This window comes from Streptomyces palmae, from assembly GCF_004684805.1.
Taxonomy (GTDB): domain Bacteria; phylum Actinomycetota; class Actinomycetes; order Streptomycetales; family Streptomycetaceae; genus Streptomyces; species Streptomyces palmae.
Genome location: NZ_SRID01000170.1, coordinates 1 through 14,187, shown reverse-complemented (window position 1 = coordinate 14,187; position 14,187 = coordinate 1). Strand labels below are relative to the sequence as shown.

Below are 14,187 nucleotides of genomic sequence, written 5' to 3'. Positions count from 1 at the left end.
GTCGGAAGCGTCAGATGTGTACAAGAGACAGCGGTGGATTCCCGCCACGACGGGCCCGACCCCGGAGCCCCGCACCGCATCCCGGCCAACACCCGCCCGCCGCGCGCCGACCGGTCGTCGGGCGGCCGGGGTCTCAGAGTTCGACCAGCAGCTCCCGCAGACCGCGGATCACGAAGCCGGGGTTCCACTCCGGCTCGCGGACCGGGCGCAGGCCGGGGGCGCGGCGCAGCAGGGCGCCGAAGGACGCGGCGAGTTCGATCCGGGCGAGCGGAGCACCCAGGCAGTAGTGGATGCCGGCGCCGAAGGACAGGTGCGCGTTGTCGGTGCGGGACAGGTCCAGCACCTCGGGGCGGTCGAAGCGGTCCGGATCCCGGTTGGCGGAGCCGAACAGCAGGGCCACCTCGCTGCCGCGCGGTATGGGGACCCCGGCGACCTCGATGTCCTCCAGGACCCACCGTTCGAACAACTGCAAGGGGCTGTCGAAGCGCAGCAGTTCCTCGATCGCGGTCGGCAGCAGCCCCTGCGGGTCGGTCCGCAGCCGGGCCAGTTGCTCCGGGTTGCGGAACAGCGCCCACCAGCCGTTGCCGGTGGAGTTCACGGTGGCCTCGTGCCCCGCGTTCAGCAGCAGTACGCAGGTGGAGACCATCTCCTGCTCGGTGAGCCGGTCGCCCCCGTCGTGCGCCGCGATCAGCGCGCTGATCAGGTCCTCGCCGGGATGGGCGCGGCGGGCGGCGATCAGTTCACGCAGATACGCGGAGAACTCCAGCGAGGCCCGCACCGCACGCCGCGCCACCTCCTCGCCGGGATCCAGCTCGTACATCCCGCAGATATCCGCCGACCAGGGGCGCAGCAGCCGCCGGTCGGCCTCCGGAACGCCCAGCATCTCCGCGATCACGGCCACCGGCAGCGGCTCGGCCACCTGCGCGATCAGGTCGCCGCCGCCCTCCGCGAGCAAGTCGTCCACCAGCCCTTCGGCGAGCCGCCGCACGGTGGGGGCGAGTACCTCGACGGTGCGCGGGGTGAACGCCTTGGACACCAGGCGCCGGATGCGGGTGTGGTCCGGCGGTTCCAGGTCCAGCAGCCCGTGGTCGTTGAGCGTGTGGAACGGCTCGTGCGCCGGGGACGGCGCGGGGCGCCCGAACTCCTCGTCGGTGAACCGGTGCCGGTAGGTGCGGCCCAGCCGCCGGTCCCTCAGCAGCGCGCTGACATCGGCGTGACGCGGGATCAACCACTGGTCGGTGCGCTCGAAGTAGTGCACCCGTCCGCGCTCGCGCAGTTCCGCGTAGGACGGATAGGGATCGGTGACGAAGGACGGCTTCCATGGATCGAACGCGGCGACGGTGCTCATACCCGCGGAGCGTAGTCCGCGGGTGCCCCGCCGTCGCCGGCCGGGAGCGGTGGGGGGCGGACCCGTCTTCCGGATCCGGCCGGACCGGCATGCCCGCTCGGGCATGTCCGCGGCCGGATCCGGAAGACGATCCTCAGCCCTGGAGCACGGTGAGCAGGGTGCGGAAGGCGGGGGTGCCGGGGATGACGGGGGCGTAGTGGCCCACCCCGTCGAGCACCCGCAGTTCCGGCTCCGGTCCTCCGGTGCCCGCCGCTTCACCGGCGGCCCGCGCGGCGGCCACGTACCCCTCGGAGACCGCGAGCGGCACTATCGGGTCGGCGGTGCCGTGCACGATGGTGACCGGATGGCCGAGTGGCAGCAGCCGCACCGGGTCCGCCTCCGGCAGCCGTTCGGCCACCCGCTCCGGACCGCCGAGCAGGTCGGCCACCGCCCCGCCGCTCAGGCCCAGCCGGTCGCTCAGGGCCAGGTCGGCCAGCGGGGCGATCACCACCACTCGGAGCTGCCCGGTCGAGGGCTGGGCAGCCGCCCACAGCGCGAGATGCCCACCGGCGGAGTGCCCGGCCAGCACCAGCGGACGGCCCTGGGCCAGCGGATGACGGCGGATCGCGGACACCAGTGCGGCCACGTCCTCGCCGGTCTGCGGCCAACCTCCCGCCCCGCCGACCCGCCGGTATTCGGCGAGCGCGACGACCAGCCCGTTGCGGGCCAGTTCGGCCGCGCACGACGTCAGATGCGTCCGGTCGTACGCCTGCCGCCAGAAGCCGCCGTGCAGCAGCACCACCAGCGGGCCCTGGCCCTGCGGGGCCCCGTCCGACGGCAGATAGAAGTCGACCACCTGATCGGGGTGTTCGCCGTACCGGACGCTCTCGTGCGGGGGCACCGCGGGCAGTTCGAGCAGAGTCCGCTCCTCGTCCGGGGGCCCGGCACCGTCACCGGCCGCTGTGGCGGCTGGGGCGGTCGGGGTAGCCGAGGTGCTCGGGGTGCCCGAGACGTCGGCGACCTCCGGGGCCGCCGACCCATCGTTGGCATCCGAGGCTGCCGGGGTGGCCGATATGCCGGTCGTGCCCGGGGCAGCCGATATATGGGCCGCGCCCGGGTTGTCCGCGCCCAGCACCTCGGCCAGGATCCGTGCCGCGTGCTCCGCGTCCGCGAAGCTCGTGTACAGCGGGGTGAAGCCGAAGCGCAGTACATCGGGGTGGCGGAAGTCGCCGACCACGCCGCGCCGGATCAGCTCGGCCATCACCGCCTCGGCGGTGTGCCCGGAGGCGCCCGAGAGTTCCGGGGAGCAGCGCAGCGACACCTGGCTGCCGCGCTCCGGGTGGGCCTCCGGGGTCACCGAGACCACCCGGCCCGCCGGGACGTACGCGGCCACGCAGCGCAGGAAGAAGTCGGTCAGCGCCAGGCTCTTGGCGCGTACCGCCTCGATCGGCACCCCGTCCCAGGCGTTCAGCGCCGCGTCCAGGGCGAGCAGCGACAGGATGTCGGGGGTGCCGACCCTGCCGCGGAGCGCGCCCTCGGCGGGGCGGTAGGCCGGGTCCATGCCGAACGGGTCGGCATGGGAGTTCCAGCCGGGCAGCGGGGAGTCGAAGCGGGGCTGGAGGTCCCGCGCCACGTACAGGTAGGCGGGGGACCCGGGCCCGCCGTTGAGGTACTTGTAGGTGCAGCCCACGGCCAGGTCCACGCCATGCGCGTCCAGCCCCACCGGCAGCGCGCCCGCGCTGTGGCACAGGTCCCAGACCACCCGCGCGCCGGCCGCGTGGACCGCGGCGGTGATGCCGGGCAGGTCGTGCAGCCGCCCGGTGCGGTAGTCCACGTGGTTGACCAGGGCCACCGCGGTACGCGGCCCCGCGGCCTCGGCGATCTCCCCGGGAGGCAGCGCGCGCAGGGCGCAGCCGGTCATCCGGGCCGCCGACTCGGCGATGTAGCCGTCGGTGGGGAAGCTGGTGGCGTCCACCAGGATCTCGTCCCGGACCGTGCCGGCGGCGGTCGCGTCCTGCTGGGCGATCCGTACCGCGGCCACCACCGCCTTGAAGACGTTGACGCTGGTGGAGTCGCCCACCACCACCTGCCCGGGGGCCGCGCCGATCAGCCGGCCGATCCGGTCGCCGACCCGCTCCGGCGCCGTCCACCAGCCGCTCTCCCCCCAGGAGCGGATCCGCAGCCTGCCCCACTCGTGCGCGATCACCTCGTTCAGGCGCGGGGCGACGGACCTCGGCAGGGCGCCGAGCGAGTTGCCGTCCAGGTAGACGGTGGAGTCGTCCAGGTCGAACCGGTCCCGGACCGTGGCGAGGCCGTCCGCGGCATCGAGCCGCGCCGCTTCCGCGGCCAGGTGCTCAGACATGGCTGCGCGCCGTCCACAGCTCGGGGAAGACGTTCTTGGCGGCGCGCTTCTCCAGCCAGGCCACGCCGGCCGAGCCGCCGGTGCCGGTCTTGGCGCCCATCGCGCGCCGGGTGGCGACCAGGTGGTCGTTGCGCCAGCGCCAGACCAGTTCGCCGACCTCGGTCAGCGCCTCGCCGAGCCGGGACAGCTCGGTGTCCCCGGCGCCGGCCTCCTGGTAGATCCCCTGCCAGACGGCCTCCACCGCGGGGTCCGGCTGGTAGCGCTGGGTCGGGTCGCGATCCAGCACCGTGGCCGGCACCGGGCAGCCGCGGCGGGCCAGGAAGCGCAGCACCTCGTCGTAGAGGCTGGGCTCGGCCAGCGCCTTCTCCAACTCGGCGTGCACCCGCGGCGCGCCCCGGTGCGGGACGAGCATGGACGCGGACTTCTCGCCGAGCAGGAACTCCAGCCGCCGGTACATCGCGGACTGGAAACCGGAGCCCTCGCCGAGGGCGGAGCGGTAGGAGTTGAACTGGCCGGGCGTGAGGTGCGCCAGCGGCTTCCAGGACGCGTTCAGCGATTCCAGCTCGTAGGTCGAGCGGCGCAGCGCGGCCAGCGCGGTGGGCAGGTCGTCCGCGCGCAGGGCCCGCGCCGCGGTCTCCCACTCGTGGACGATGACGGTGAACCACAGCTCCATGACCTGGGTGGTGACCAGGAAGACCATCTCGCCGGGATCGTCCGACAGCGGGTGCTGCAAATGAGTGAGGACGTCCGCCTGTACGTAGTCCTCGTAGGGGGTGGTGCCCTGGAAATCGAGATTCGGGGTCTCCGTCTCGTCCTGGGCAGGGTCGTACGCATCGTGATGGTGTGACATCACTGTCTCCTAGTACTGCGTGCTCCCGGGTAGCGGTCCGCCCCTTCGTCTCGGCATCGGAGCCCCGGTCCCCTCTTGGGACCGGAGATCAATTCCGGTCCCAAACGCATCTTGCGTGGCGCACTGGCGTACGGCAAGGGCCCGCCTGCGCGCCCAGCGCGCTGACGGGCCCTCGCGCGCGTCCGTACGAACCGGCGCGCGCGGTGTCACCACCGCCTCAGGAGACGTCTTCCGACCTCAGGAGAGGGTCTCCGCGGCGGTCGGGGAGCTCTCCCGCAGGAAGGTCGAGCAGCGCTCGTACTCCTCGTCCTCACCGATCGCCTGGGCGGCCCGGGCGAGCGCGTGCAGGGCCCGCAGGAAACCTCGGTTGGGCTCGTGCTCGAACGGCACCGGGCCGTGGCCCTTCCAGCCGCTGCGGCGCAGCGCGTCCAGACCGCGGTGGTAGCCGGTGCGGGCGTACGCGTAGGACTCGACCACGCGCCCGGCCTCGAACGCCTCGTCGGCCAGCTGCGCCCAGGCCAGGGAGGAGGACGGGTACCTGGCGGCCACCTCGGTGGGCGCCGCCCCGGAGGCCAGCAGCTCCCGCGGCTGGGGGTCGTCGGGCAGGTGGGTCGGGGGCGGTCCCCCGAGCAGGTTCTCGTGAATCGGCATGGGATCCAGTCTGCCGGACCGACCTCCACCCGGCCCCAACCGTTCCCAACACCACCACCCACCCCGGGAGCCGACATCCATCCCGGAAGCCGGCTACCTCGCTTTCTCGTCGCCCGGGTCGAGCGGTGGGGCGGCCACCGCGCAGTGCGTCCGGCACTCCGCGTGGCACCGCGGGTGCCCTTCCTCCTCCGGCGTCGGCTCCAGCACGTCGGACCGGACCGTGCCCCAGGCGATCAGCGCGCCGAGCACCAGCACTCCCGCGCAGATCGGCATGGCCACTCGGAAGGCGTCGGTGAACCGGTCCGGCGACCGGTACGCGGTCGGGTCCAGCCCCGCCAGCAGGGGGAGCGCGGCCACCGCCACCAGGCCGGCCGCCCGTGCCGCGGCGTTGTTGATGCCGCTGGCCAGCCCCGCCCGGCCGACATCGACCGAGGCCAGCACGGTGGCGGTGAGCGGGGCGACCAGCACCACCATGCCCAGGCCCATCACCACCAGCGCGGGCAGCACATCCCGCCAGTACACCGCGCCCGGCTCCACCCGGACCATCAGCAGCATGCCGGCCGCGCAGAGCAGTGGGCCGACGGTCAGCGGAATGCGCGGCCCGATACGCCGCCCCACCTCGCCGGAGCGCGCGGACAGCAGCAGCATCAGCACCGTGGTGGGCAGCAGCGCGGTACCGGCGGCCAGCGCCGAGTAACCCACCGAGATCTGCAACTGGAGCACCGAGAGGAAGAAGAAGCCGCCGAACGCCGCGTAGACACACAGGGTCACCACGTTGATCGCGGTGAACTGGCGGGACTCGAAGATGTCCAGCGGCAGCATCGGATTGGCCCGGTGGCGCTCCACGTACACGAAGGCCCAGCCGAGCAGCACCCCCGCCACCGCCGGCACGGCCACCTGGGCCGTGGAGGAGCGGTTGGGGGCCTCGATCAGCGCATAGGTCAGCGCACCCAGCGACAGCGCGCCCAGCGCGGCGCCGAGCACGTCGAACGAGCCGCGCGCCGTGGGGTCCCGGGACTCCGGCACCCACCGCAGCGCGATCGGCACGCAGAGCGCGGCCAGCGGCACATTGAGCCAGAACACCCAGCGCCAGCCGGGCCCGTCCACCAGCCAGCCGCCCAGGAACGGGCCGATCGCCGCCCCCACCCCGCCGAACCCGGACCAGGCGCCGACCGCCCGCGCCCGGTCGTCCGGGTGGAAGGTGGACTGGATCAGCGCCAGCGAGCCGGGGGTGAGCAGCGCCCCGCCGATGCCCTGGAAGGCGCGGGCGGCGATCAGCACGCCGGCATTGGGGGCCAGCCCGCACAGCAGCGAGGCCACCGCGAACCACACCACGCCGACCACGAAGACCCGTCGGCGGCCGAGGCGGTCCCCCAGCGCCCCGCCCAGCAGGATCAGCCCGGCCAGGGTGAGCATGTAGGCGTTCACGGTCCACTGGAGCACCGCCAGGTCGGCCCCCAGGTCGGCGCCGATCCGGGGCAGCGCCACATTGACCACCGTGCTGTCCAGCAGCGCCATGCTGGAGCCGAGGATGGTGGTGAACAGGACCCAGCGCCCCACCGGCTGGCTGAGCCGGACCGCGCCGGGGGCCGCTGCCACGGAGTCCGTCATGCTCCGATCCTCCCGGCAGCCACCGCTCGCAGCCACCCGGCGGCGCAACCGGCCCGAGCCCTCGGCCGCCCCCAGTGCCCCGCGAACGCGTACGGCCCGAGCCCTCACCGCACCCAGTGCCCCGTTGAACGCGCACGGCCCGAACACCCGATCGCGCCGGGCGCCCTCGCGAAGACGCGTACGGCCCGGCACCCTCGGTCGAGGGTGCCGGGCCGGTGGCCGGTGGCCCATGGGGCCAGGCCGATGGCTCGTAGCCGGGCCGGTGGGGCCGGACCCCGCGGTCCGGCCGCGCCGCTACTTCAGCTTGGTGCCGGTGGAGCGCAGGTCGGCGCAGGCCTTGGTGACGCGCTCGGCCATGCTCTTCTCGGCCAGCTTGCCCCAGCTGCGCGGGTCGTAGGCCTTCTTGTTGCCGACCTCGCCGTCGACCTTCAGCACGCCGTCGTAGTTGGCGAACATGTGGGCCGCGACCGGGCGGGTGAAGGCGTACTGGGTGTCGGTGTCGAGGTTCATCTTCACCACGCCGTTCTCCAGCGCGGTGCGGATCTCCTCCTCGGTGGAGCCGGAGCCGCCGTGGAAGACGAAGTCGAACGGGTCGGCCTTGCCGTGCTTGGCGGCCACCCCGTCCTGGAGGTCGCGCAGCAGCTCGGGGCGGAGCACCACGTTGCCCGGCTTGTACACGCCGTGCACATTGCCGAAGGAGGCGGCCAGCAGGTAGCGGCCCTTCTCACCCAGGCCCAGGGCCTCCGCGGTGCGCTCGGCGTCGGCGACGGTGGTGTAGAGCTCGTCGTTGATCTCGTGCGAGACGCCGTCCTCCTCGCCACCGGTCGGGGTGATCTCGACCTCGAGAATGATCTTCGCCTTCACGGCCTCGGCCAGCAGCTCCTGCGCGATGGCGAGGTTGTCGTCCAGCTTCTCGGCCGAGCCATCCCACATGTGGGACTGGAACAGCGGGTTCTGGCCGGCGGCCACGCGCTCCTGGGAGATGGCCAGCAGCGGGCGGACGTAGCCGTCCAGCTTGTCCTTGGGGCAGTGGTCGGTGTGCAGGGCGATGTTGACCGGGTACTTCTTGGCGACCACGTGCGCGAACTCGGCCAGCGCCACCGCCCCCGAGACCATGTCCTTGCTGTACTGGCCGCCCAGGAACTCCGCGCCACCGGTGGAGATCTGGATGATGCCGTCGCTCTCTGCCTCTGCGAAGCCACGCAGGGCGGCGTGCAGCGTCTGGGTCGACGTCACGTTGATCGCCGGGTAGGCGAACTTGCCCGCCTTCGCCCGGTCGAGCATCTCGTTGTAGATCTCGGGGGATGCGATGGGCATCTGACCGCTCCTTGTGATGTGCGGGTTGCGTTCTGGGGCCCTGACCTAAGGGGCGAATCCTCGCCGTCGCCTATCCTCCCAGACTCCCCCGTTCGCGCCCTACAGTGCCTCGACAGCCACTCCAAAGGGTCTGGACGTTTCACGTGAAACGTCCAGACCCTTGAAGAAACCCCAGGTCAGAGCGGCACCTCAGGCCAGGGGCGAGAGGGTACGCGGCCCGTCCGGTGAGGACGGAGGCTGACTCAGGCCAGGTCCAGATCGGCCAGCGAGTAGGCCGTCACATAGCGCAGCCCGGCGCCCTCGATCGCCTGTGCGGCACCGCGGTCGACGATGGTGGCCACCGCGACGACCTCGGCGCCGGCCTCGCGAGCGGCCTCCACCGCGGTCAGCGGCGAACCGCCGGTGGTGGAGGTGTCCTCGACGACCAGCACCCGGCGGCCCTTGATGTCCGGACCCTCGATACGGCGCTGCATCCCGTGGGTCTTCTGCGCCTTGCGGACCACGAAGGCGTCCAGCTTCCGGCCACGCGCCGCGGCGGCGTGCAGCATCGAGGCGGCCACCGGGTCGGCGCCCAGCGTCAGACCGCCCACCGCGTCGTACTCCAGGTCCGCGGTGGCGTCCAGCATGACCTGCCCGACCAGCGGCGCGGCCTCGGCGTCCAGGGTGATCCGCCGCAGGTCGATGTAGTAGTCGGCCTCCAGCCCGGAGGAGAGGGTCACCTTGCCGTGGACCACGGCCTTGTCCTTGATCTGCTGCTGCAGGGCGTCACGCGCGTCGCTCATGCCGATGAGCCTAGTCGAGGGTGCGCCAGTGCCAGGTCGTGGAGATCTCCAGCGGGTCGATCGGGGTGACCAGGCGCGGCAGCGTGTTCAGCCCGTTGGGCGGTCCGGACTGCGGCTCCACGCACACCGCCTCCGGCTGCATGTCGTAGACCACCACCCATTCGCTGCGACTGGTGATCTTCAGCTCCAGCTCGCCGGGCCAGGTGAGGGTGACATCCACACCGTCCGGCATGCCGAAGCAGTCGTCCCACGGCCCGGGGAGCGGGTCGATCCGGCGACCGGTGGGGAGGTGGTCCTCCCCTCGCTCCTCCTGCCAGTCCGCCGAGAAGTCGATCCGTACGTCGCTCCCGCCCCGGCCCAGATTGCGCAGGAACCACGGGTGCCAGCCGGCCTGCGCGGGGAAGGAGTCGCCGACGGTCTCCACGCCCATGCTCAGGGTCAGCGCGTCGGGGGTCAGCTCGAAGACCTGGGTGACCCGGCCCGGGTACGGCCAGGGCTCGGCCAGGTCGTAGGTGAAGGAGGCGGTGTCGGCCTCGGCCTGCGCGATGCGCCAGGCGGTGTCCCGGCCGGTCCCGTGGATGGCGTGCGGGGGGTGGTTGATCGGCAGCTGATGGCGTTCCGCGCCGTTCCGGAACATGCCGAGTGCCACCCGACCGCACCAGGGCACCATCGGGAACGAACCGAACGAGGCGCCCTGCCGCAGAAGTTCCGTACCGCCGACGCGCAGGGAGCCGATACGGCAGCCGTTGTCCGGCAGTACGGTCAGTTCGGCATCACCGGCGCTCAGCCGAACACGCCGGGCGCCCTTCGGGTCAGTGGTCACGGTGTCATCAGTGGTCACGCCACCGACCCTATGCGCCGCGAGAGGGCGAACGCCGCACCCACGCCCGCCGATACGCCACCGGCCCCGCCACCGGCGGGCTGCCTCGTCAGCGGCGGGCTGCCTCGTCAGCGGCGGCGGCGCGCCAGCCTGCGGCCCACCACCACGGCGGAGGCCAGCACCACGGCGGCGGCCGGTGCGGCCCACCGCAGTGCGGCGGCGGCCGGTGCCGCCTCCGGCACCGGGACCGGGGCGTACCGGCCGCGCGGCGGCGCGTGGTCGACCTCCTCGGTACTGCGGCCGATCATGGTGCGCCGGGCGTGCGCGGCCTCGGCAGGGGGCTCGTCCCCGATGTCCAAGGGGTCCACGCCGTCGATACCGCCACCGCCCATACCGCTCCCGTCGATGCCCTCACTGCCCTCAGGGCCCTTGGCAGCCTCGAGGTCGTCACTGCGCGGGTCCAGGGAGGGCGGTGGGACCTCGGTCTCGAACACCGAGGGGGTACGCGGCCCGCCACCGGCCGCCTCACCATCCCCACCGTCCGCGCCGTTCCCACCGCTCTCGCCGGCCTCGGGCGCGCCATCCGACTCCGGATGCTGCGCCGGGCCCTCGCCACCGTCCTGCACCGCGTCCTCCGCCGCGTCCGCGTGCTCCATGAGCCCCTCGCCGCCCGGGGCTCCCTCGACACCGCCGGTTCCCTGGGCACCGCTCTCGGCCGGGGGCTGCTGCGGGGGCACCTCCGCCGCCTCGGCCTGCTCAAGTCCGGAGGACAGCGCGGCGCCGAACCGGTCCAGCAGCCGCCGGGCGACCGGGTCCGTCACCTCCGGCTCGAACTCCGCCAGCCGTCCCTCGCTGCGCACCGTGCCGGAGCAGTGCAGCCGGGTCCCACCGGCCTCGGTCGTCGGGGTGAGGGTCAGGGCCAGCTTCACGGTGCCCTCACCGCGCACCTCCGTCCCCTCCGCCTCGGCCTCGAACGTGCCCGCGCGCTCGGTGATCCGCAGGGTGCCGCGGTAGGTGATCGTGTGGCCGCCGACCCGAAGCCGCAGCCGCCCGACGATCGGGCCGATGTCATGGCCTCCGGCGAGGACGGCCGCCTGCTCGGCGTCGTGCGGGGCGGTCCGGTCCGCGGCCGGGTCCGCGTCCTGCTGGAGACCCGGGATGCTGCGGGCGATACGGGCCGGGTCGGAAAGGGCTCGCCGCACGGTGTCGACGGGGAACGGAACGAACACCTCATGCTCCATGTCGACCGAGCCTACCCACCGGGACCCGGCTCAGCGCCGCTCGCGCGCAACTTTCGCGCGCCGCGCCGGCCCCCCGGCCGCAGGACGCCCCGGATGGCCCTTCCCGAGCCGCCGATCCCGGCCGGACCGGGCACCCTCACCCCCCTCGGTCGCATCTGCCGTATCGGTGCCATCGGCCGCATCGGTGGTCTGGACCGCATCAGTGGTCTGGGCCGCTCCCGAGTCGCGCCGGTTCCCCCGTTCAGCTCGTGTCGATCGATCCTCCTTCCGTCCGGCTCGGCGAGCCCGTCAGGCCGTGTAGCGCGGGTGTATCAACGTGGAGACGGGCGCTCCGGGGAGGCGGTGCCGTGCCGCCTCCCGGGACCCGTGGCGCAGCCCCTCCCCGGTGAGCGAGTGCAGTGGCGGCGCGTGCTCGGAGATCCCGAGCCCGGGCCGGGTGCCGGCGGCCAGCAGGAACCCCCAGTCGCAGGCTGTCGACCCGTGGCCCACCCGGCCGGGGTGGGGAACCCGGTACGGAGCCGTATGCAGGCCGACCGAGCGCACCGTGGCATCGACCGTCCAGAAGTTCCGCGGTCGGTCGCAGACCGGTCCGGCGTGCAGCACCAGGCGGGCGTCCGGGGTCATGACCTGGCGTATCAGCCCGTAGAACTCCTGCGCGTAGAGCTTGGGTCCGGCGGCCTCGGCCGGGTCGGGCAGATCGGCGATCACCACGTCGAAGGGCTCGCTCCGCCGCCCGTCGCCGCGCAGCCAGGCAAACGCGTCCCCGATCACCAGCCGCACCCGGCGGTCGGCCAGTGAGCGCGCGTTGAGCGCGGTCAGGCCGGGGTCGCCGCGCCCCAGCCGCACCACCTCCGGATCCAGTTCCACCACCGTCACCGACTCGACGCCCGGGTACCGCAGCACCTCACGCGCCGCGAGACCGTCGCCCCCGCCCAGCACCAGCACCCGCCGGTGCGGGCCCGCCATCGCGGGGTGGACCAGCGCCTCGTGGTAGCGGGCCTCCTCGTCGGAGCTCATGCGCAACCGCCCGTCCAGGTACATCCGCAGCGGAGCGCCGGCCCGCCCGCTGCCGGTCAGCACGATCTCCTGCACCTCGCCGCGGACCGCGACGCGCACCTCCGGTCCGTACATGGCCTGCCGCGCTGCACGCTCGAAGGTGCCGGTCAGCGCGGCCCCCGCGGCCAGCAGGCACAGCACCGCCACATTGGCGCCAAGCAGCGCCCAGCGGGTCCGGACACCCAGGTCGCGGCGGAACAGCCAGAGCACCAGCACCCCTCCGGCGACCGTGTTGACCGCGCCGGTGAGCAGCGCGCCGGTCAGCTGTCCGAAGGCCGGCAGCAGCAGGAAGGGGAAGGCCAGACCGCCGACGAGCGCGCCCACGTAGTCGGCCGCGAACAGATCCGCGACCGCGCCGCCCGCGTCCTGCCGCCGCACCCGCTGGATCAGGGTCATCAGCAAGGGCACCTCGGCGCCCATCAGCACCCCGATGGCGAGCGAGAAGCCGACCAGCGCCACATGGGACCGGCCGAGCCAGGCGTAGCAGGCGTAGAGCGCCATCGCGGAACCGCCGCCGACCACCGCGAGGACCGCCTCCACCACCGCGAAGGACACCGCGGCATGGCAGCGCGGCCGCTTGGCGAGCAGCGAGCCGATGCCCATCGCGAAGACCATCATCGACAGCACCACGGAGGCCTGGGTGACCGGATCCCCGGTCAGATAGGTTGCCAGTGCGACGAGTTCCAGCTCGTAGACCAGGCCGCAGGCGGCGCAGACGAAGACGGCGACCAGCACCAGGAAGCGGCCCAGCCCGGGGGGCACGGGCAGCCGGACCGGGCGCTCCGGCTCCGACCTGGAGCGGGCGCCTGGTGCGGTGGGGACGGTCGAATCGATCACGCAACCAACGCTACGTTACGATTCCACCACACAGCGTCACTCACATGGGTGCAATCCCGAGACCTCCGGGCGCGTTGGGTTCCCACACCCCGCACCGAGGGCTAGGGGCGGCCACCGCCTGGCGGGCAGCCGCCCCCGCCGCCACCGGGGCAGACCGCGGGCGCACGGCTCACATCACCGCCGCCCGACCCCTCTCACCGCCGACCGACTCCGCCGCCACCGGCACAGGACGCGGGCGCGCGGCCCGCATCACCGTCGGCCGACCCCGCCGCCACCAGGGCAGACCGCGGGCACGCGGCTCATATCACCGCCGTGACCCGGGCGCCCACCCGTGTGCGGGTGGCCACCAACTGCCCCTCCTGCGGGTAGGCATGCCAGGTCCGCCACGCCACATGCCCCTCGTGGCGCTGCGCGAGCATCGCGGTGAAGGCGTACGGACTGCCCGGGAAGGTACCCGCGAGGCCGTGGGGATGGTCCGCCACCAGCGCCAGGAGATCCTGGGCGCGACCGGCGAACGAACCGCGGGAGAGCGTCTCCACGCGTGCCGCGAACTCGTACTCCCGGCCTCCGGCCAGGGTGGACACCCCCAGCGGCAGCGGAGTGCTGCTCCCGGGCATACAGGCGACGGTTTCCGAGCAGACGCCCTCGGCGCCGCGCAGGATGACTTGGTGCGAGGCCCCGAGCAGCCTCAACTGTACGGAAATGTCGTCGAGTTGGAGATCGAGAACGGCCAGGGCGGGGAGCGGCTCCCGGCCCAGGCACCAGGCGAGGTCGGCAGCGCGGGTATCGATGTAGGCCGTCTTCAGGGTTGTGAGCATGAATCGGCTCCGCAAGCACGCAGTAAGGGAGGTCGGCCGGACCGCTCTCTGGAATGGGCCAGAGGCGTCGGGGGTATGCCGGCTCACGCCTACGTGGGGTCCGTAGGGTCCGTGAATACGGAATCATGAAATGCGCGGCGGCACATCGTTTTTACCCATGTTCGCCAGGTTTCCGTCCCCTAGTGCGTACATCTGTTCAATTGTTCACGGTGTGTGCGACCGGGCGCGGGGCGCGGACCGGCGCCGAGGCGGCCCGCCGCACGCCCCGCGGACGCCACGGCCGGCCGCGCCCTCACCCACCGCACGGCCGGCCCCCACTCCCCCGGCCCAGTCCCCCGACCACCACTCAGCCGGCTCCGGAACCACCACTCAGCTGCTGCCGCCGCCGCAGGACGACCCACCGCCACCACACGACGACCCGCCACCACACGACGACCCGCCGCCGCACGAGGAACCCCCGCCGCAGGAGTAACCGTCGCCGGAGGACGAACCGCCGTCGCCACCCGCCCACCAGC

11 protein-coding genes and 1 pseudogene are annotated in these 14,187 nt (G+C 73.2%); all 12 read right to left on the bottom strand.

Annotation, left to right across the window (positions count from 1 at the left end; translation table 11 throughout):
• Nucleotides 1-133 precede the first annotated feature (133 nt).
• Complete coding sequence (locus E4099_RS18355) at nt 134-1,348, bottom strand: cytochrome P450 (RefSeq protein ID WP_135340173.1); 1,215 nt, start codon at nt 1,346-1,348, stop codon at nt 134-136.
• A 133-nt stretch (nt 1,349-1,481) separates the two neighbouring features.
• Nucleotides 1,482-2,183 carry an alpha/beta hydrolase family protein gene (locus E4099_RS34260; RefSeq protein WP_342451927.1) on the bottom strand — a complete coding sequence of 234 codons (702 nt, stop codon included), beginning with the start codon at nt 2,181-2,183 and terminating at the stop codon, nt 1,482-1,484.
• Nucleotides 2,184-2,450: 267 nt separating this feature from the next.
• Nucleotides 2,451-3,689 (bottom strand): annotated as a pseudogene (gene kynU, locus E4099_RS34255) (kynureninase); the annotation flags it as partial.
• The gene (locus E4099_RS18345; RefSeq protein WP_135340171.1) at nt 3,682-4,539 is read right to left on the bottom strand and encodes a tryptophan 2,3-dioxygenase family protein; all 858 of its coding nucleotides are present in this window, start codon (nt 4,537-4,539) and stop codon (nt 3,682-3,684) included. The gene E4099_RS18345 and the pseudogene kynU, both read right to left, overlap by 8 nt.
• Before the next feature lie 237 nt (nt 4,540-4,776).
• A complete protein-coding gene (locus E4099_RS18340; protein ID WP_135340170.1) occupies nt 4,777-5,190 on the bottom strand; it encodes a DUF3151 domain-containing protein in 414 nt (137 codons plus the stop codon).
• 93 nt (nt 5,191-5,283) lie between these two features.
• Complete coding sequence (locus E4099_RS18335) at nt 5,284-6,801, bottom strand: DHA2 family efflux MFS transporter permease subunit (RefSeq protein ID WP_135340169.1); 1,518 nt, start codon at nt 6,799-6,801, stop codon at nt 5,284-5,286.
• A 294-nt stretch (nt 6,802-7,095) separates the two neighbouring features.
• Nucleotides 7,096-8,118, bottom strand: coding sequence for a class II fructose-bisphosphate aldolase (fbaA, locus tag E4099_RS18330; RefSeq protein WP_135340168.1), 1,023 nt, complete (start codon nt 8,116-8,118; stop codon nt 7,096-7,098).
• Nucleotides 8,119-8,360: 242 nt separating this feature from the next.
• The gene (gene pyrE / locus E4099_RS18325) at nt 8,361-8,900 is read right to left on the bottom strand and encodes an orotate phosphoribosyltransferase (RefSeq protein ID WP_135340167.1); all 540 of its coding nucleotides are present in this window, start codon (nt 8,898-8,900) and stop codon (nt 8,361-8,363) included.
• A gap of 10 nt (nt 8,901-8,910) precedes the next feature.
• Entirely contained in the window at nt 8,911-9,741 is an 831-nt protein-coding gene (locus tag E4099_RS18320) for an aldose epimerase family protein (RefSeq protein WP_135340166.1), read from the bottom strand.
• A 107-nt stretch (nt 9,742-9,848) separates the two neighbouring features.
• Nucleotides 9,849-10,961, bottom strand: a complete 1,113-nt coding sequence (locus tag E4099_RS18315) for an SRPBCC family protein (RefSeq protein ID WP_135340165.1) — start codon at nt 10,959-10,961, stop codon at nt 9,849-9,851.
• 288 nt (nt 10,962-11,249) lie between these two features.
• Complete coding sequence (locus E4099_RS18310; RefSeq protein ID WP_209446651.1) at nt 11,250-12,854, bottom strand: polyamine aminopropyltransferase; 1,605 nt, start codon at nt 12,852-12,854, stop codon at nt 11,250-11,252.
• Nucleotides 12,855-13,153: 299 nt separating this feature from the next.
• A complete protein-coding gene (locus E4099_RS18305) occupies nt 13,154-13,672 on the bottom strand; it encodes a DUF2617 family protein (protein WP_135340164.1) in 519 nt (172 codons plus the stop codon).
• Nucleotides 13,673-14,187 lie beyond the last annotated feature (515 nt).

Coding starts and splice junctions, on each gene's coding strand:
- E4099_RS18355 (WP_135340173.1), bottom strand. CDS start 1,348: ATGAGCACCGTCGCCGCGTTCGATCCATGGAAGCCGTCCTTCGTCACC.
- E4099_RS18345 (WP_135340171.1), bottom strand. CDS start 4,539: ATGTCACACCATCACGATGCGTACGACCCTGCCCAGGACGAGACGGAG.
- E4099_RS18340 (WP_135340170.1), bottom strand. CDS start 5,190: ATGCCGATTCACGAGAACCTGCTCGGGGGACCGCCCCCGACCCACCTG.
- E4099_RS18335 (WP_135340169.1), bottom strand. CDS start 6,801: ATGACGGACTCCGTGGCAGCGGCCCCCGGCGCGGTCCGGCTCAGCCAG.
- fbaA (WP_135340168.1), bottom strand. CDS start 8,118: ATGCCCATCGCATCCCCCGAGATCTACAACGAGATGCTCGACCGGGCG.
- pyrE (WP_135340167.1), bottom strand. CDS start 8,900: ATGAGCGACGCGCGTGACGCCCTGCAGCAGCAGATCAAGGACAAGGCC.
- E4099_RS18315 (WP_135340165.1), bottom strand. CDS start 10,961: ATGGAGCATGAGGTGTTCGTTCCGTTCCCCGTCGACACCGTGCGGCGA.
- E4099_RS18305 (WP_135340164.1), bottom strand. CDS start 13,672: ATGCTCACAACCCTGAAGACGGCCTACATCGATACCCGCGCTGCCGAC.